12 protein-coding genes and 1 pseudogene are annotated in these 17,881 nt (G+C 69.5%); 9 read left to right on the top strand and 4 right to left on the bottom strand.

What is annotated here, in order from left to right; translation table 11 throughout:
- Positions 1 to 422: pseudogene (locus G6W55_RS34525) on the bottom strand (aminotransferase class I/II-fold pyridoxal phosphate-dependent enzyme); the annotation flags it as partial.
- Between the two features lie 23 nt (positions 423 to 445).
- On the opposite strand from G6W55_RS34525, the gene G6W55_RS39100 reads away from it, so the two are divergent.
- The 3 genes from G6W55_RS39100 to G6W55_RS39090 are packed head-to-tail and all read left to right on the top strand — an operon-like array spanning position 446 to position 1,753.
- On the top strand, positions 446 to 736 hold the full coding sequence (locus G6W55_RS39100; RefSeq protein ID WP_254876557.1) for a hypothetical protein: 291 nt from the start codon (positions 446 to 448) through the stop codon (positions 734 to 736).
- Positions 736 to 1,017, top strand: coding sequence for a hypothetical protein (locus G6W55_RS39095; protein WP_254876556.1), 282 nt, complete (start codon positions 736 to 738; stop codon positions 1,015 to 1,017). The genes G6W55_RS39100 and G6W55_RS39095 overlap by 1 nt, the downstream gene beginning before the upstream one ends.
- Complete coding sequence (locus G6W55_RS39090) at positions 1,007 to 1,753, top strand: zinc ribbon domain-containing protein (protein ID WP_309243872.1); 747 nt, start codon at positions 1,007 to 1,009, stop codon at positions 1,751 to 1,753. The genes G6W55_RS39095 and G6W55_RS39090 overlap by 11 nt, the downstream gene beginning before the upstream one ends.
- A gap of 236 nt (positions 1,754 to 1,989) precedes the next feature.
- Here G6W55_RS39090 and G6W55_RS34515 read toward each other — a convergent pair whose 3' ends face one another.
- The 3 genes from G6W55_RS34515 to G6W55_RS34505 form a co-directional block, all read right to left on the bottom strand.
- Positions 1,990 to 2,724 carry a DUF4240 domain-containing protein gene (locus tag G6W55_RS34515; RefSeq protein ID WP_175524601.1) on the bottom strand — a complete coding sequence of 245 codons (735 nt, stop codon included), beginning with the start codon at positions 2,722 to 2,724 and terminating at the stop codon, positions 1,990 to 1,992.
- Positions 2,725 to 2,793: 69 nt separating this feature from the next.
- A complete protein-coding gene (locus tag G6W55_RS34510; protein WP_254876554.1) occupies positions 2,794 to 8,853 on the bottom strand; it encodes a DNRLRE domain-containing protein in 6,060 nt (2,019 codons plus the stop codon).
- Positions 8,854 to 10,799: 1,946 nt separating this feature from the next.
- Positions 10,800 to 11,996: a pyridoxal phosphate-dependent aminotransferase gene (locus tag G6W55_RS34505; RefSeq protein ID WP_175524600.1), complete on the bottom strand. Its 1,197-nt coding sequence runs from the start codon at positions 11,994 to 11,996 to the stop codon at positions 10,800 to 10,802.
- Positions 11,997 to 12,136: 140 nt separating this feature from the next.
- Between G6W55_RS34505 and G6W55_RS34500 the strand changes: the two genes are divergently transcribed.
- The 6 genes from G6W55_RS34500 to pyrE all read left to right on the top strand — a co-directional run bounded on the left by G6W55_RS34500 (position 12,137) and on the right by pyrE (position 17,558).
- Positions 12,137 to 12,463 (top strand): hypothetical protein, encoded by a 327-nt coding sequence (locus tag G6W55_RS34500; protein WP_175524599.1) that lies wholly within the window; start codon positions 12,137 to 12,139, stop codon positions 12,461 to 12,463.
- 422 nt (positions 12,464 to 12,885) lie between these two features.
- Entirely contained in the window at positions 12,886 to 13,419 is a 534-nt protein-coding gene (locus G6W55_RS34495) for a DUF2617 family protein (RefSeq protein WP_175524598.1), read from the top strand.
- 194 nt (positions 13,420 to 13,613) lie between these two features.
- The gene (locus tag G6W55_RS34490; protein WP_175524597.1) at positions 13,614 to 15,224 is read left to right on the top strand and encodes a polyamine aminopropyltransferase; all 1,611 of its coding nucleotides are present in this window, start codon (positions 13,614 to 13,616) and stop codon (positions 15,222 to 15,224) included.
- Between the two features lie 102 nt (positions 15,225 to 15,326).
- Positions 15,327 to 16,121, top strand: coding sequence for an SRPBCC family protein (locus tag G6W55_RS34485; protein ID WP_175524596.1), 795 nt, complete (start codon positions 15,327 to 15,329; stop codon positions 16,119 to 16,121).
- A gap of 90 nt (positions 16,122 to 16,211) precedes the next feature.
- Positions 16,212 to 17,000, top strand: a complete 789-nt coding sequence (locus tag G6W55_RS34480) for an aldose 1-epimerase (protein WP_175524595.1) — start codon at positions 16,212 to 16,214, stop codon at positions 16,998 to 17,000.
- A 9-nt stretch (positions 17,001 to 17,009) separates the two neighbouring features.
- Positions 17,010 to 17,558 carry an orotate phosphoribosyltransferase gene (pyrE, locus tag G6W55_RS34475; protein WP_030781957.1) on the top strand — a complete coding sequence of 183 codons (549 nt, stop codon included), beginning with the start codon at positions 17,010 to 17,012 and terminating at the stop codon, positions 17,556 to 17,558.
- Positions 17,559 to 17,881 lie beyond the last annotated feature (323 nt).

Genomic DNA, 17,881 nt, shown 5'->3' with positions numbered 1-17,881 from the left:
CGCAGGCGGTCTGCGGCTTCCGTGAGGACCTCGTCCTTCTTGCAGAAGGCGAAGCGGACCTGGGTGCGGCCGGCTTCTCGGTCGTCGTAGAACACGGAGTTGGGGATGGCGACGACGCCGGTGCGTTCGGGGAGGGTGCGGCAGAAGGTGTGGGCGTCCTTCTCGCCGAAGGGGGTGATGTCGGTGGTGATGAAGTAGGTGCCCCGGGGGAGGTAGACCTCGAAGCCGGCCGCGCGCAGGCCGTCGGCGAGGAGGTCGCGCTTGCGGAGCAGGTCGGCGCGGAAGGTGTCGAAGTAGGAGTCCGGGAGGCGCAGTGCCTCGGCGATGGCGTACTGGAAGGGGCCCGAGGAGACGTAGGTCAGGAACTGCTTCGCCGAGCGCACCGCCGCGACCAGTTCCGGCGGGGCCGTGAGCCAGCCGACGCCTCGTTCGTACACTCATTCGTGTGTCGCGCAACAAGCTCACCAGGGGAAACACCGGCACCAACGCCGCGACCGGTGAGCCCGCAGCGATCTACTGCCGCATATCCCGGGCAGACGATGACGACCAGACTGGCGTCGACCGCCAGGAGTGCATCTGCCGCGAGATCGCCGACCGGCGCGGCTTCGTCATCGATCCGGCCCACGTCTCAGTGGACAACAGCCGCTCGGCCTGGAGCTGTAAGCGGAAGCGAACCGGTGAGAGGACGCCCGGAATCACTGATGGCACATCGTCGCCTACCACCCCGACCGGCTGATGAGGCAGCCCCGGGACCTGGAGGAGGTGCTTCAGGTCTCCGACGACCACGCCATCACCCTCCACGGGGAGGCGAACCGACGAGACCTCTCCGACCCCGACGACCGGTTCATCCTCTGCATCGAGGTCGCGCACGCCTGCCGGTCGTCGGCTGACACCTCGCGGCGGTTGAAGTCCGTGGTGCAGGACCGGGCGCGGGAGGGTAAGCCGCAGGGTGGGGTGAGGCGGTTTGGCGACCGGCGGCAAGGCGTGGACCAGCGGCACTGTCCGTGTGCTGCTTGACTCCCGGCATGTCGCCGGCATCCGGATGCATCAGGGCGAGGAGGTCGGCCCTGGATCCTGGCCCGCGATCATCGACGCGGGCGTGTGGGCGGAGGCGCGGACGCGGCGCGAGTATCGGCCGGCGGTGTACCGGGAGGCGCTCAGCAAGCGGGCGCAGCGCTACTACCTGCTGCGGGGGCTGGTGATGTGCGGGCGGTGCGGGACGTTGGTGTCCCGGACGGCCAAGGGCACCGGACCTGTCTACCAGTGCAACCGCAGGGGTCGGAACGACGACAAGAAGTGCCCTCGGTCGATCACGGCCCTGACGTCGGAGGACTTCGTCGTCGACGCCGCGGTCGAATTGCTCGGCAAACTGCGGGTGGATGGTCGGTTCGCCAGCAGCAACCTCGCCGAGAGTCTCACCGAGGAACTGGAGGACGGCCAGCGGCAGCTCGGCGAGCTGAACCAGATGTGGACCGCGGAGGAGATCTCCACAGCGGAGTACCGCAAGATGCGCAAGGAGATCACCGACCGCATCGCCAAGGCGCAGCGCAAGGTCGTCATCCGGCCGATGGTGCTCCTCGACGGCCTCACCGGCGCGGGCGCGCGGGCCGCCTGGGAAGCCGAGAACATGACGGACGATCGACGCAACGCAGTGCTGCGGTTCCTGTTCTCCGGTGTGGTTGTCGACGAGCCGAAGAAGTACGGCCGGTACATGGACTGGGACCGGATCGGCATCGAGCAGAACCCGCTGTAGCGTGCCCAGTGCTCAGCCCGTCGTGGGCCGTACTGCTGGCGCATGGTTGTGTCCGAGGGCGGACGGGAGGTGTTTGAGATGGCGACGAGCGCAGAGCGCCGGTCCTGCGTGGCGCAAGGATGGCGAGAATCCAGGGACTTCATGGGGTGGATCACGCAGGGCAAAGGTCGCAAGAGCCTTGCGGAACAAGCGGAAGCCAGAGGAGATCCTGCTGAGGCAGGACCCCCTCTGGCCGGTCAGAGAAGCGGCGGGACCGACTCCAGGGACAACTCCTCCGCCACGCGGTTCAGGCATGCCGTCAGGTCGCCCCGGGCCACCTCGGATGCCTTCCCTCCCCTGCCGGGCAGACGTAGGCCGCGGACGTTCTGTGGGTCGATGCTCATGCTGAACTCCACACTCTCGCGCCTGCGACGCAGTTGCGGCGGTTCGCGAAGTTCAGGGGATTTCATCAGTTCCAGGAAGACGAACAGCCTGGGGGATTCGGCGCTCTGCCACCAGCGGCGCCACTCGGGCGACCTGTTGATGGACTCGGCGAGACTTTCGACCGCCTTTTCATAGGCGGCCGGGATGGTGAAATCCGAGCCGAAGGAAACATGGAGCCATTCGTCACCCTCGGCGAAGTCGGGAAGTCCCCAGAGGAATTCGAGGACATCCGCCGCTGTTTTGCGCAGGACGAGAGCGTCCTCGGTGTCCCAATCGCGCCGACCGAATTCGGCGGGATCGGCGAGAACGGCTTCGTATACCTCGCGACCGGCCGCCACCACCGCGCATGCTTCCGCTTCGTCCAGTTCCACACCGGCTTCCGCCGCCCGCGCGGACAGCGTGGCGAGGTACTCATCGAGGCACACCTGAAATGCGGCGACGTCTTCCGCGTCCTCCCCGAGAAGCAGTTCGCGCAGGTCATAGACAGACTCGTCGTCGGCGTACCCGTCCAGTTCGCCGATGGCCTTCCAGAACCGGTCCTTGTTCACAGCCATTCCTTTCTCATATCGGCGGGGCTGCCCCGGAAGAACCGGGACAGCCCCTTCGAAAGCGCCGAATCAGCGGCAGCTCTTGTACTGACCGGGTGGGCAGTGCCCGTGATGGGCGACATACTTCAAGATCTTCGTGGCTTCCCAGGCGCGAGCGTTGTACCAGCCCTTGCCTCGCCAGATCAACTTGTAGCCGCACGCCTTATTGTAGTACCGCTGGCATGAGCTGATCTGCGATCTCGGGCGGGAACCTCCGACCTTGGTGATGCCGTACTTATAGATTCGCCCGCCGTTCTTGCGGTAGATCTTATAGCCGTAATAGCGGGTATTTTTCTCCTTCTTTGACTTCTTGGAGTCTTTGTCCGGCCACGGTACCCTCACCCCGGTTCCCGACGCGGTGAGCGAACAGCCGAAGACGTGGCAGATCCACACGGAGACCGTCGCGATGATCAGCGCGATGAGCGCGCCGAGGGCCCAGTCCAGCGCGATGACCACCGGGATGACGATGACGAAACGTCCGTCCAGGTCATAGGCGTTGACCGGATCCGGCGGATACACGTAAGCGTTGACATTGCCTCCGTAGACCGTGTCGGTCTGCAGGAAGCGGCCGGTAGCCGGGCTGTAGAGGCGACTACCCATGAGGGCGAGACCGCTGATGGTGTCGGACGACCTCTGGTAGCCGCCGAGCCATCCGTAGGTGGCTGACGCGGTGTCGTCGAGGGGATTTCCGTACTCGTCGTAGCGCTGGACCACCGATGCGGTTGTGCCGTCCAGCGGGAGCCGGACGGCAACGTCGCCGTGGAGCGTGGTGAGCTGCAGGGTGGTGTCACCGGTCGCCGAGGTGATGGCCGCGAGCGACCCCGTGGGGTCGGTGACATTGCGGCTCACGGTGCCGTCCGCGTCCTCGCTCCAGCTCGGGCTGTCACCGGTGGAACCGTAGTGGCTGAGGTCCGTTGATGTTGTCGACCAGGTGCCGTCGCCAGCCTGGGTCTCCGTGGTGACCTGGCCGAGGCGTCCGACAGCGTCCAGGGACCAGGTCCGGCGGCTGGTGCCGACGGTCTCCGAACGGATGAGGTCATTGGTGTAGTAGGTCAGTGTGGTGCCGCCAGTGCTGGTGGTGCGGCCGAGGGCGTCGTACCCGGTGCCGTCGGCGATCAGTCGGTCACCGCTGTCGTAGGCGTATGACGTGGTGGCGGTCGTGGTGTCAGAGGTGCTGCTGTCGCAGTCGTCGGAACTCGTGTTCAGCGCCGTGCGGTTGCTGTTCGCGTCGAAGGCGTAGGCGCGGGCGGTGCAGCCGGTGGCGGTGGCGTCGGCGGCCTCGGTCAGGCGGCCGACGCTGTCGTAGGTGTAGTCGGTCTCGGTGGTGGCGCCGTCGGTCTGGGTGTGGCCGGCCTGTTGCGCGTGCACCGTGTAGGAGGCGGAGTCGGACAGGACGGTCGTACCGTCGGCGTCGGTGTACTCCTTGGCCGTGACGGTGCCTTCGGTGTTCGTGGCGAGCGTCAGGGTGAGGTCACCCGGCAGGCTCTCGGTAGTGAGGTTGCCGTCGGCGTCGTAGGAGGCGGTGTAGGTGCCCGCGACCGAGTCGGTGAGGGTTTTGACCTGGTCGGCGTCGTCGTAGGTGTAGGTCCTGGTCGACGGGGCCGAGTCGGTGACCTTCACGACGCGGTCGAGTGCGTCGAAGGCGGTCGTGGCGGTGTTGCCCGTGCCGTCCTCGTAGGTGATCTGCCGGCCGAGGGCGTCGTACCCGAAGGAGACGGTCTGGCCGTCCGAGGTGACCGAGACGAGCTTGCCTGTGGTGGTGCTGTAGCCGTAGTCGGTAGCCGGAGTCTCCTCGCCCGCGCCACCGGTCACGGTCAGTTTCGCGACCCGGCCGTTGTCGTCACGGGTGGTGGTTGTGGTCCGGGTGACGTCATTCGCGGTCTCCGTCTTCGTCAGTACCTGGCCCCACCGGTCGTAGGTGTAGGTGGTGGTGACCAGTTCACTCGGGTTGTCCGCGCCGCCAGTGATCGTCGCCGCGGGCGCGGTACGGCAGACTAGGCCCGCCCACTCGGGGCGGTTGCCGCAGGTGCCGCTGCCGCTGGCGGTGTAGTAGCTGTAGCCGAGGGTTCCGGCATCCGAGCCGGTGGAGGCGGCCAGCCGGGTGGCGGTGACACGGCCGTCGGAATCGTACGAGGTCGCCGTGGTCAGCGCCTTTCCGTCCGGATCCTCCACAGCGGCGGTCTGGTGTCCGGTGGACCAGTCGTAGGCCGTGGCTGACGTACGGATGTCCGCGTCTGTCGGGTAGCCATCGACGTAGGCCCCGGTCCTGGTGGACGTGACCAGTCCGGACACGGCGGCATCGCTAGGCCGACTCTCGTCGTACGTGTACTCCGCGTGCCTGCGCGCCCGTACGACGGTCCCTGCGACCAGGGTGGCGTCGCTGGCCGTACCCGCGAGATCCGCAGTGAGGGTGACCAGGTGCGACGGGCCGTACTCGTCGGTGAGCCGTTCACCGTCCGCCGAGTATGTGTAGGCGTGGCCGAGGAGCTCCGCGCGTTCGGCCGTGGACAGATCCGTCATTCCCAGCTCGGCGAGACGGTCCGCCGCGCCGTGGGAAGTCCCCAGTGCCAGTTCCCGGTTGGTGGCCGACAGCTCGAACACCGTATTGCCGTGCGCGTCGTACTCGGTCGCGTCCAGCGCACCGCCGGCCGAGGCCGCGTTGGTCTCGTCGCCGTCGGCGCCGAGGTAGCTGATGTCGGCCCGCCCGTAGTCGTCGGCGTCGAGGTCGCTGCCGGTACTGGAGGCGGGGACGGAATCGGCGGGGAAGACTGCGGTGGCGTCGGCGGGCGCCTCGTCCTGGGCCCAGGACGCAACCGTGTCCTTGTCCAATTGGTAGGGGGCGTCGTCTCCGGACAGCGGCACGTCGTAAACCACGGTTGTGGTCGCGGTGCCGGAGACCGTGCTCTCGGTGCCCTGCGCCAGCGCGGCGCGGGACGCCGAGAGCAGCATGCCGTCACCGGCCGTCAGCGCGGAGCCGGCCTTGCCGTAGGTGAAGGTCCAGGGCAGTTCCCCGGGTTCGGTGAGGGTGGCGACCCGGCCGTCGGAGTCGTAGGTGTATTCGCTCTTCAACGCGGGACTGATCCGCGGGTCCCACACCTGGCGCAGGCGACCGTTGGCGGCGTACGCGTACTGGGCCACGGTCTCGGCGGTGGCGGCGGAGCCGCCCGGGTCGGTAGCCCACAGCCTGAGGGCCTTGGCCTGGCCTGCGTAGTTCCCAAGCGCGCTGCCGGTGGCCGTGGTGGTGTCGGCGTACACGAACTCCAGGACCCGGCAGCCCTTGGTGGAGGGCGTTGTCTGACAGGTGGCCGCCGTCACCGCGCCGTCGGGCGCGATCACGTACTTGGGCCGGGTCAGGTTCTCGCCGTCGACGGGGACCGTCTCCGACGCCACGGTGATGGTGGAGTCGTCGACCGCGGCTGCGCTTGAGGCGAAGGACCAGGTCGGGGCGGTGTCGTCGGCCTTGGCGAAGACCGTCACGTTCGCATCGGTGTCTGTCAGGGTGAATGTGTCGCTTGAGAAGGAGCCGGCCAGCGTGAGGTCGTCGGCGTCTGCCTGGGAAGCCCAGCCGCCATTTGACGTCGCCGTGAAGGCGATCGCGCTGCCATCGGCGGAGAGCAGTTCCACCGATGTGCCGGAGGTCTGGCGGATCTGCGTGTAGTCGCCCTCCGCGGTGTCGCCGAGCGCGGATACGGTCCAGCCCGGCCCGAAGACCGCCACCTGACCGTCAGTGTCCGCGTCGTTGATGCGCGAGGAGTACGTCCGCTCCACCCCGCTGTTGAACACCTCGGCGTCCGTCACAGCCAGGGTGAGGTCACCGGTGAGGAGGTTCACCTCACCCGGGCCGACCTCGGCCGACTCCGCGTAGCCCGCGTCGCGGTCGAGGGTGACCTGGACGGTCTGGGAGTGGCCGGTGGCGGTGCCGTCGGTGAAGGCGGCGCGCAATTCGATCGCGCCGTCCTCGTCCAGTGAGGAGACGGTGTTCCACACCAACTTGGTGGCGGTCCCGTCGGTGACCGTTACCGGCCAGGCGGTGACCGCGTTTCCTGAGGCGGTGACATCACCAACCGGAACGGTGTGCCAGTCGTCCTCCTCGCCGCGTCGGTACTGCCAGGTGACCCCGGTGTAGGAGGTGAGGCCCTTCGCCGCGAGGGTGAGGCGCCGTGCGGTGTCGTCACCGTTTTCGGGAGAGAGAATTGCCGCGCCGTCCTCGCCCACCCCGAAGCCGTAGGCGGTGGTAGCCGAGGAAAGGTTTCCTCCGGAGTCCACCGTGCGGGCGTACAGAGTGTGCCAGCCGTCGGCGGGGTCGATGGAGACGGTGAGTGCGTCGCCACCGTTGCCGTCGGTGGTGTCGAGCTTCCTCTTCGGCAGACTGCTGTCATCCAGACCCCAGTAGTACCCGGCTCCATCCGATGAGGACGTGTCCAGAGTGCAGGACACCGCGTCACCGGCCTTTGCCGACCAGCCGTTCTGCTCATATGCGTCGCAGGAGACCGTCGGCGCGGCGGGCAGCCCGGTGTTCATGACGAACGTGCTGTACGAGGACCAGGATCCGTAGTCGGTTCCGTCGTAGGCCCGTACCCGGTAGCGCAGATGCTTGCCCGCGGGGAACGAGGACGCCGACGGGATCGTCAGCTTCGCCGTCGATCCCGAGGCCACTGCCGAGGATGTCCCCGTGTACGAGTAGGTGGTGTCCGCGTAGTCCGGGTCCGCCGTGATCTCGAACTGTCCCTTGCTGCTGGACCCGTCCGGGTCGGTCACCTTCGCCGACAGCGTCGGCGTCAGCGAGGTCACGTACCGCTTGCCGTTGTACGCGTTGACTTGCGACGGCGAGATCGCCAGCGAACTCGGCACCGACGGATACGAGTTGTACGTCACCGTCAGGTGCGGCTCTGTCGAACCGTCCCCCGAGACGTAGTTCGCTGAGCGGAACCGGCGCCAGGTGAGGCTGTCGGTCTCGGTGACGCCACGGATCAGCAGACCGTAGTTGGGGGTACCGTCCGCCCACGCCTGCACGATGGCGTCGATGTCGAAGTTCATCGTGCCCGCCGGGCAGGAGGACGAGTAGCCCTTGGCCGCGGTGTTGATCACCTGGCCGGTCGTGGTGCCCGCCGGTTTGGTGGACCAGGTGATGGACGAGGAGTCCCAGGACTTGGTGATCCGCTGCACCACTGTGCCCGAACCCTCCGTGCAGGAGGACGAGTAGTACGAGTACAGCGCCAGGTTGGTGTCGGTGATGTGCTTGCTCTTGAATGCCGACACATCGAACTTCAGGAACGACCGCGCCACCGTCGATCCGGAGTCGTACGTGCCCGACTTAAGCTCGGTCGAGGAGACCTGCGAGTCGGTGTAGTTCGTGGCTACCCAGGTGTCGGTGGTGACGGCGAGAGTCGAGGTCGGGTCGACGGTGACCGGGTAGGTCAGTTCCTGGTCGAAGTAGTCCGCGTCCGGGGTCAGGACCAAAGTCTGGCTGCCGTCGTCGGCCGTCTCGACCTTCGTCTCCACTGACGCTTGGTGCTCGGACTCGCCCGAGGCATCGTTCTTCGACGAGTCCCACATCATTGGCGCGGGCGCCTCGGCCACCAGCTTGGCGTCGGAGTCCTTCAGCAGCAGATGCCCCGAGTCGGCCACCGAGAGGGTGAGTCCCTTGAGGTTCAGGGGAATCCGGTACTCCGGGGTGCTGTTCGGCTCGGCGTCCAGAACTACGTTCTGGGAGAAGCCCTGCGCCAGCGCGGTGACCGTCAGGGTCTGGCCGTCGCCCAGGTCGTAGGAGGCGGTGTCGTCCTTCACCTCCGGGGCCGGAAGTTTCGACTCCCAGCCAAGGCCGAAGGACCTGCCCCCCTTGGCCACCGAAACCAGCGCCGTGTCACCACCGTCCGAGACCGCGATGTCGGCCGCCGCCACATCCGGTTCCAGAGAGGCGCCCGTGTCCGACAGCGAGGTGTCGATGTCCAGCCACTTCCCGTCCACCTTCTGCCGGATCGGCCCGGCATAGGTGGAGGTCTGCAGTTCGCCAGAAGGCAGAGCGTACGTCGTCGAGGTCGCCGAACGCTCGGACAGGACCTCGATCTTCCGGTCCTGAAGGCGGGCCATGAGCAGCGCCGCCGCTACCGAATCGGCGGAGGAAGCCTTGGCGCCGGCGGCTGTTGTCGTGGCCTTCGCCGCAGTACCGGAGCCAGAGTCAGCCGCGAAGACCGCTCCCGTCTCCAGAGAGATCAGCGCTGTCTCCGCCGCCAGCACTGCGGCTACCGCCAGTGCTGTACGCCTCAGCAAGGCGAACGAAGATCTCCGCCGCCCCCCTGAGTCTGCGGAGACTCTTCTCCCCTTGAGCCTTATCACCACTCCTGAATCGCGTCGCACCGCCCATTGCGGCGTGAGTGGCACGATCAAAAGTCAGGAACCTGTAAAGAAGCTCAAAGGGTGGACTATTTATAAGTCAAAAGATGGCAAAGTTGCTGCGTTTTCTTTTTGTGGGCGGAGAATCTCCCCGGAAATGACGAATAAAACATCATTAATCAGTCGAGTTGGTCATGCTGCCTGTGACTATCGCGAGTGTCGCCCGTGGACGTCCTGGACTCCTGGGACGGAACCCGCTGTAGCAGGGGACGGCGAGCCTGATCCTGTCGGGGTGCGGGAACAGGGGTGTGGGGAGTGAGGGATTGGGAGTTGGCGCCCGAGACCGTCACGGGCTCAGGACGTCGAGCCTGTGTGCAGCCAGGCTGCGTAGCCGATGATCGCCGGTTGGCAAAACCGGGGAATCTCCGGATCATTGACGTCGCTCACCGCCTGCCCGCTCGCTCCGTGTCGTGCAGGTGGAACGCCGACCGATATGCCCCAAGGACGTCTATGCCCCAACGACAGTCACAGCTCACCGAGATCCGGCCTGACCGGGACATCGCCCCCGAGTGCGACTCCGGCCGCCGTCAGAAGCCGGATGAGGCCGGGGAGGCCGCTCTCCGGCGCGTGTGCGACGGGTCACCGTGACGATTAGCCCGCGGAGCGCGGCTCGACTCGCGGACCTGCTCTCTGCCGCGAGCTCTGTCCAGGCGGCCTGATCACGCCCGCTTCGGCAACGTGGAATTCGGTTCTCCCGTTCCAGAAATGCGGTACAGGACGCGTTTGCCCTGAGCCGTTCGATTTCTCGGCGTAGTGCCGGACTTGTGCCTTGTGCCTTGTGGGTGTGGCTGTGTTGGTCGTGCGCCCGGGACGCTGGTTCCGGAGTCGCGAATCCCCGACCCGCCATCGCGGGGGCCCGAGGCGCCCCTTGCATACGCCTGCGCGCAGCGGTGCTGCCCGCCGTAGCCGCGCCAGGAAAACCAAGCCGCCCCCTTCCCGCGCGCCGCCCGAAGAGGACCTGCGCGCAGCCTTCAGCCTCGACACAGGAGCCGCCTCCAGATGAGCCTTGACGCCCGCGAATGGGTGCGGTGGACAGTGAAAGCGCGCCTCCGGCAGAGTCGCCGTTCGCCGCAGCCGGTCGGCACCTGGTTTCCGGCTTCGTCAAGCCGGCAGGCAGCCGCATCATTCGGGCTCATCTGTGTGTCGGTGCGGGTGCGCGCGGTGCGGGGTGTCGAGTCGACTTGCTCGTCGAGGGCGACACTGGGACGCCACAGGCCAGCACATTCCGCGTCCAAGCCGTTGAACTGCACGAGGCTGTCGGCACGGACCGCCCACGATGAGCTTGTTCCCTAGGCAGGGTCCGTGAATCAGTAGCCTTACCACTCCCGACAGTCGATATACGTACTGCTCCGTGGGGACCGGAATCTCCTTGGGCAGGGGGTGGAGCGAGACCGCGATCAGAAGGCGCACGAAGCGGACAGACCGACGCCGCCCCCCCCATGCTGGCAACGTCCACAGCTTCCGACGTGGAGTCTGTCACCGGGGAGCAGACGCCCTCGCATGCCGACCCGCTCGCGGCATAACGAAAATTGGTGGGCATTCGGGCAAAACTGCGAGAAGTAGCAGCTGTGCTTCCCCGAGTGAGCGGCCGTCGAGCCAGGCGCCTGTCGCAGACGATCATTCCGGGCGAAGTGGCGTGGGCCTCAGGACGCCAGGCTTCGCAGGCGGTCTGCGGCTTCCGTGAGGACCTCGTCCTTCTTGCAGAAGGCGAAGCGGACCTGGGTGCGGCCGGCTTCTCGGTCGTCGTAGAAGACCGAGTTGGGGATGGCGACGACGCCGGTGCGTTCGGGGAGGGTGCGGCAGAAGGTGTGGGCGTCCTTCTCGCCGAAGGGGGTGATGTCGGTGGTGATGAAGTAGGTGCCCCGGGGGAGGTAGACCTCGAAGCCGGCCGCGCGCAGGCCGTCGGCGAGGAGGTCGCGCTTGCGGAGCAGGTCGGCGCGGAAGCCGTCGAAGTAGGAGTCCGGGAGGCGCAGTGCCTCGGCGATGGCGTACTGGAAGGGGCCCGAGGAGACGTACGTCAGGAACTGCTTCGCCGAGCGCACCGCCGCGACCAGTGCCGGCGGGGCCGTGAGCCAGCCGACCTTCCAGCCGGTGAACGAGAACGTCTTGCCGGCCGAGCTGATCGTGACCGTGCGCTCCCGCATGCCCGGCAGGGGCGCCAGGGGGATGTGCTCGGCGTCGTCGAACACCAGGTGCTCGTACACCTCGTCCGTGACGACCAGCAGGTTCCGCTCGACCGCCAGCTCCGCGATCGCCGTCAGCTCCGCGCGCGTGAGGACCGTGCCGGTCGGGTTGTGCGGGGTGTTGATGAGGAGCAGGCGGGTGCGGTCCGTGACCGCGGCGCGCAGTTCGTCCAGGTCGAGGCGGAACCGGGACCGCTCCGGGTCCGGGCGCAGGGTGACGGGCACGCGCGTGGCGCCCGCCATCGCGATGCACGCCGCGTAGGAGTCGTAGTACGGCTCCAGGGCCACCACCTCGTCACCGGGCTCCAGCAGGGCCAGCAGGGTGGCCGCGATGGCCTCCGTGGCGCCCGCGGTCACCAGCACCTCGGTGTCGGGGTCGACCGTCAGGCCGTAGCGGCGCGCCTGGTGCCCGGCGATCGCGGTGCGCAGCTCGGGGACGCCGGGCCCCGGCGGGTACTGGTTGCCGCGCCCGTCCCGCAGCGCCCGCACCGCCGCCTCGCGGATCTCCTCGGGACCGTCGGTGTCCGGGAACCCCTGGCCGAGGTTGATGGACCCGGTGCTCGCCGCCAGGGCGGACATCTCGGCGAAGATCGTCGTCCCGAACTCGGCGAGGCGGCGGTTGAGGAAGGGGCGTGCGGTGAAGGTCATGCCGGTCATCCTGCGCCGAAGCTCTGGAGTTCCTCAAGTGTGCTTTGGCAGGCGAGACACGCGGGCATCCCCCGTTCACGCAAGGCCCACGCACCAAGCGAGGCGCCCACGGGGGGCCGCTTCGGGGGATTCGGAAGGAGGGTGACGCCATGGTCATCGGCATCATCCTGACGTTCGTCGCAGTGTTCTTCGTGGTGGCCCTGGTGGCCAAGGCCCGGGCCGGCGCCGCCCGGTCGTCGGCGTACCGGTCGGGGCGGTCGCCGTACCGCGGCGGCCGGTCGCGGGGACGCGTCGGGGGACGGAGCGGCAGCAGCAGCGGCTCGGGGAGCTGGTGGGCCGGGGACGTGGGGGACAGCGGGTCGTCCTCCTGCGGCTCCGGCGGCCATTCGGGTCACTCCTGCGGGGGAGGGTCGTCGTCCTGCGGCGGCGGCTCGTCCTGCGGGGGTGGCGGCGGCGGATGCGGCGGAGGGAGCTGACGGGGGCGGCTCGCCTTCCCGCGGAGCGCCGCGCGCGGCCGCGGAGCCCGTACCTGACCACGGGCTCCGCGGTCGTACCGTATGCCCGCCGTAGGCCCGCCGCGCGCCCGGCACGGGGCGGGGCGGGCACGTGCCCTGATCATGTGCGCGAGGCGTACGCCAGGGCCGCCCGGCGTACGCCGTGATTGAACAGTTGAGCTGTGGAGCCCTCTGAGGGATGGAAACCCCACGAAGTTGGGTAAAAACGCTGTGGCGGCGCCACCGTTCATGATTCCCTCTAAAACACCAACGCAGCCCTCGGACCCCAACCGGCGTCCCACGCGGACGCCCTTCCCGGACCGGGCTGACCGGGGCCGAACACCCGGTGTCGACCGGGGTGCGCCGGACCTACCCTCTTCTTTGCGTCACCGCGGAGCCGATCCATGCTCACGACCCTGAACACCTCCTACACCGACACGCGCGCGGCCGATCTCGCCTGGGCCCTGGGGCGTGAGCCGCTGCCCGCGCTCGCCACCCGGGACCTCGAACTGGGCGGTGCGAAGCTTCAGTTGAGACTGCTCGGAGCCTCCCACCAGGTGCTGCTGGAGGAGGACCAGGGCTCGTGCTCCGAGACGGTGGCCTGTATCCCCGGCAGCAGCACCCCGCTGCCGCTGGGCGTCGCCAAGCGCGTGGGCGACTGGGAGTACGAGTTCGCCGCGCGCGTCGAGGTCCTCTCGCCGAACCAGTTCGCGGGCCGCGCCCAGGAACTGCTGGCCCTGGTCTCCGACCATCCGCACGGCCTCGCCGGCGTCTTCCCCGGCAGCCCGCACGCTTTCACCGCCCTCCTCGCCCAGTACCAGGACGGCCAGGTCCACTGGCGGACCTGGCACGCCTACCCGCAGGACGGCCAGCTCGTCGCCACCCGGACCCGGGTGGGCGTCCGGGTACCGGTGCCGGCGGGACGGACCGGGGCGTGAGAGACCCGGGAGTGAGGGGCGTGCCGGGTGTGAGGGGCATGAGGGGCATGCCGGGCGTGAGGAGCCGGGTGCGGGGTGCCGGCGGGGGCGCGTTCGAGCGCGCGTTCAGGGGCGGGCGCGGGGCAGGTTTGAGGCGCAGGTTCCACACGTGTGGGTGACGTTGCGTCCCGCGGCCGTGACGTAACGTCGCAGTCGTGATCGAACCGCACGCGCCGGCCCCACCCGGTGCCCCGCCGTCCCGGGGCCGCCCCGCGCGGCTGCCCGTCCGGCCGGACACCGGGCGGTTCCTGGTTCTCACGTGCGTCTTCGTCTGCGCCGCCTGCGGACTCGTCTACGAACTCGAACTGGTCGCGCTCGCCTCCTATCTGATGGGCGACTCCGTCACCCAGGCGTCCGTCGTGCTGTCCGTCATGGTCTTCGCGATGGGCCTCGGCTCCCTCGCCGCCAAACGGCTGCGCCGCTTCGCCGCGGCCGGCTTCGGCGCGCTGGAGATCGCCCTCGCCCTGATCGGCGGATCCAGCGCCATGGCGCTCTACGCCGTGTTCGCCTGGACGGGCGACTGGGGCGGCCTGTGGGCCGACGGCCCCCGTGTCCTCCTGGTCGCCTTCTCCCTCGCCATCGGTCTGCTCATCGGCGCCGAGGTGCCCCTCCTCATGGAGCTGATCCAGCGCGTCCGCCGCCAGGACGCGGGCGGCGCGGTCGCCGACCTCTTCGCCGCGGACTACGTCGGCGCGCTCGTCGGCGGCCTCGCCTTCCCCTTCCTGCTGCTGCCCTTCTTCGGCCAGCTCACCAGCTCCCTGCTCACCGGCGCGGTCAACGTCGTCGCCGGCGGCGCCCTCGTCCTCGGCCTGTTCCGACGGGACGTCAGCCGCCGCGCCCGCTGGCTGCTGCTGATCGCCGGCCTCACCGTCCTCGGCATCCTCGGCTCCGCCGCCGTCCTCGTCGACGACTTCGAGCGCTCCGCCCGCCAGGCGCTCTACGGCGCCGACGTCCGGGTGGCGGTCCGCACCGATGTCCAGGAGGTCGTCCTCACCGGCGGCACCGGCGGCCGCCCCCTCGACCTCTATCTCGACGGCCGCCTCCGCGTCTCCGGCCAGGACGAACGCCTCTACCACCAGGCCCTCGTCCAGCCCGCCATGACCGGCCGTCACACACGCGTGCTCGTCCTCGGCGGCGGGGACGGCCTCGCCGCCCGCGAGGTCCTCACCCACCCCGGCGTCCACCGCGTCGACGTCGTCGAACGCGACCCCGGTCTGGTCCGCCTCGCCCGCACCGACCCCGCCCTGTCCCGCCTCAACGCCCACGCCTACGACGACCCGCGCGTCCGCGTCGCCACCGCCGACGCCTTCCACTGGCTGCGCGAGGCCCCCGCCGCCTCGTACGACGTGGTGATCGCCGATCTGCCCGACCCCGGCATCACCGACAGCACCAAGCTGTACTCCCAGGAGTTCTACGGCCTCGCCCGGCGCGCGCTGGCCCCCGGCGGCCGGCTCGTGGTGCACGGCGGGCCGGTGGCGACGCGTGCGCGCGCGTTCTGGACGGTCGAGACGACCGTGCGCGCGGCCGGCCTGCGCACGGTCCCCTACCGCGTCACCGGGGACGCCGTCCGTGCCGTCCACGCGCCCCGCGACTGGGGGTTCGTGCTGGCCGCCACCGCTGCCCGGCCCGCCCTGCGCCTCGATCCGCACGGCGGCCGGGCCTCCGGAGCGCTCACCGAGGAGGGGCTCGCGGCGGACGCGCGCGCGGTGGAGCGGACCCGGGTGGCGGGGCTGCGGGCCTCGACGCTGGTGCATCCGCGGTACTGAGGGTCGCAGGGGTGGTGGCTCCCGCTCCCGTACGGACTCCGGTGGGCCGAATCCCCGTTTCGGCGGGTGCGAGGGGGCGACCCGTGGGTAGGCTCGCGGAGCATGGAGCAAGAGGTGTTCGTTCCCGTTCCCGCCCGGCGGCTCAGGGCGGCCCTCGCGGACCCCGCCCAAGTGGCCCGTGCGGTGCCCGGACTCCAGCAGGACGCCGGCACCGAGCCCGTCGCCGGGCGACTCAAGGTCCGCGTCGCCGGGCACACCATCACCTATCGCGGCACCGCCCGGATCACCGCCCGCGAGGACGGCGCGTACGCCGTGGAGGGCGACGCCACCGAGGTGCGCGGCTCGGGCGCGGTCAAGCTCGCCCTCGTGGTGCGGCCCCGGGACACCGACGGCGGTACGACCCTGCGCTTCGAGGGCACGGCCTCGGCGGACGGCCGCGTCGCGGAACTCCCGCAGGACGCGGTGATTGCGGCGGTGGCCCGGATCTTGAATCGGTTCGCGGAGAACCTGGGGACGGGGAGTGCGGGGGTGGAGGGGGAGACGGGTGCCGGGGAGTCGCCGGTGACGGGGGAAGCCACGGCAACGGAACCCACGGACGCCGATGAGCCCAATGAGCTTGCCGAGTCCGCCGACGCGGAAGCCGATGCCGTAGAGGATCCCGAAGCCCCCGTCGAGCCCCCGGCGGAGCCCCCCGCCGAAGCCGCGCACGCGCGCCGCACCATGATCGGGCGCAGTGCCGAGGAGGTGGATCACGCCCCGCCGCGCGGCCGGTACGCACCGGTGCCCGCCCCGCAGACCGTCGCCCAGAACAGCACCCTGCGCTGGGCGGCCCCCGCGGCCGCGCTGGTCGTGGCGTCCGCGATCGTCGTGGGCCGGGCCCTGCGCCGACGGCGTTAGCCCCGCCGAGGGATCGACTTCCGGCCAGGCGGCCCCTGTGCCGCTTCCCGCCGTCCGCCCCGCTTCTGATCGTCCGAGTAGGGTCGACCCGTGAGTGCTGAAGAGATCACGTTGGCCGCGGGCGACGCGGAGGTGACCGTGCTGCCGGGCAACGGCGGCCGGATCGGTGGGGTGCGGGTCGGCGGGCTCGAACTGCTGCGGCAGGGCGAGAGGTTCGGCTGCTTCCCGATGGTTCCGTGGTGCGGCCGGATCCGGGACGGCCGGTTCCGGGACGGCGGTTCCGTGCACCAGATGCCGCTCAACGCCGGCCCGCACGCCATCCACGGCACCGCCCGCGACGGCGCCTGGAAGGTCGCGCGCCGCTCGGCGGCCGAGACCGTGCTGACGTACGACCTGGTGGAGCCGTGGCCCTACCCGGGCCGGGTCACCCAGGTGGTCGCGCTGACCCCCGACTCGCTCACGCTCACCATCGGGGTGGAGGCGCACGACTCCTCCTTCCCGGCGCAGATCGGCTGGCACCCCTGGTTCCACCGCAACCTCGGCGGCCAGGACGTCCGGGTCGACTTCGAGCCCGCCTGGCAGGAAGAGCGTGGCGACGACCATCTGCCCACCGGCAACCGGATCGCGCCGAAGCCGGGGCCCTGGGACGACTGCTTCGGGATGCCCGGCGGCGTCGACGTCACCCTGACCTGGCCGGGACAGCTCGAACTGAAGGTCACCAGCCCCGAGCAGTGGGCCGTCGTCTACGACGAGCAGGAGGCGGCCGTGTGCGTGGAGCCGCAGACCGGCCCGCCGGACGGGCTGAACACCCTCCCGCGCCTGGTCACACCGCTGGAGCCGCTGGAGGCCACGACGACCTGGTCCTGGACCCGCCTCTAAGCTGAGGGCATGACGGACGTACGTGGCGCGCTGCTTCAGCAGATCAAGGACAAGGCCGTGGTGCACGGCAAGGTGACCCTGTCGTCGGGGCTGGAGGCGGACTACTACGTCGACCTCCGCCGCATCACCCTCGACGGCGAGGCCGCCCCGCTGGTCGGGCAGGTGCTGCTCGACCTGACCGAGGACCTGGAGTTCGACGCCGTGGGCGGGCTGACCATGGGCGCCGACCCGGTCGCCGCGAGCATGCTGCACGCCGCCGCCGCGCGCGGGCGTCGTCTGGACGCGTTCGTCGTCCGCAAGGCGGCGAAGGCGCACGGGCTCCAGCGGCGCGTGGAGGGTCCGGAGATCAAGGGCCGGCGGGTCGTCGTCGTCGAGGACACCTCCACCACCGGCGGTTCGCCGCTGGCCGCCGTGGAGGCCGTGCGCGAGGCGGGCGCCGAGGTCGTCGCCGTCGCCACGATCGTCGACCGGGCGACCGGCGCCGGCGAGAAGATCCGCGAGGGTGCGGGCGTTCCGTACCGGTTCGCCTTCTCGAAGGATGAACTGGGTCTGGACTGACGGGCCGGGTTGACCTGGACTTGTCCGGCGCGCCGGACCGGACGCCGGCGGGTCGTGGACCGGTCGTGGACCGGAGCACTGCCGGTCGCGGACCGGAACACAGCCCGTCCTGGACCGGAACACAGCCCGTCGTGGACCGGGCATGGACCATCCGCGCATCTCTGGAAAGATGGGGCCGACGACGACGTCGAACCCCCAGGTCTAGGTCAGGGCCGTAGTACGCCAGATACGCCAGATCGCCCACCCGCACATACCAAGGAGCGGACAGATGCCCATCGCAACCCCCGAGGTCTACAACGAGATGCTCGACCGGGCGAAGGCAG

The sequence above is a fragment of the Streptomyces sp. CAI-85 genome, from assembly GCF_013363615.1.
Taxonomy (GTDB): domain Bacteria; phylum Actinomycetota; class Actinomycetes; order Streptomycetales; family Streptomycetaceae; genus Streptomyces; species Streptomyces antibioticus_B.
Note: the sequence above shows the minus strand (reverse complement) of the source record. Positions and strands in the feature narration are given on the sequence as shown.

What these genes read in the sequence shown, in the direction of transcription:
- G6W55_RS34495 (WP_175524598.1), top strand. Translation starts at nt 12,886, where the DNA reads ATGCTCACGACCCTGAACACCTCCTACACCGACACGCGCGCGGCCGAT.
- G6W55_RS34510 (WP_254876554.1), bottom strand. Translation starts at nt 8,853, where the DNA reads ATGGCCCGCCTTCAGGACCGGAAGATCGAGGTCCTGTCCGAGCGTTCG.
- G6W55_RS34505 (WP_175524600.1), bottom strand. Translation starts at nt 11,996, where the DNA reads ATGACCGGCATGACCTTCACCGCACGCCCCTTCCTCAACCGCCGCCTC.
- G6W55_RS39095 (WP_254876556.1), top strand. Translation starts at nt 736, where the DNA reads ATGAGGCAGCCCCGGGACCTGGAGGAGGTGCTTCAGGTCTCCGACGAC.
- G6W55_RS34485 (WP_175524596.1), top strand. Translation starts at nt 15,327, where the DNA reads ATGGAGCAAGAGGTGTTCGTTCCCGTTCCCGCCCGGCGGCTCAGGGCG.
- G6W55_RS34500 (WP_175524599.1), top strand. Translation starts at nt 12,137, where the DNA reads ATGGTCATCGGCATCATCCTGACGTTCGTCGCAGTGTTCTTCGTGGTG.
- pyrE (WP_030781957.1), top strand. Translation starts at nt 17,010, where the DNA reads ATGACGGACGTACGTGGCGCGCTGCTTCAGCAGATCAAGGACAAGGCC.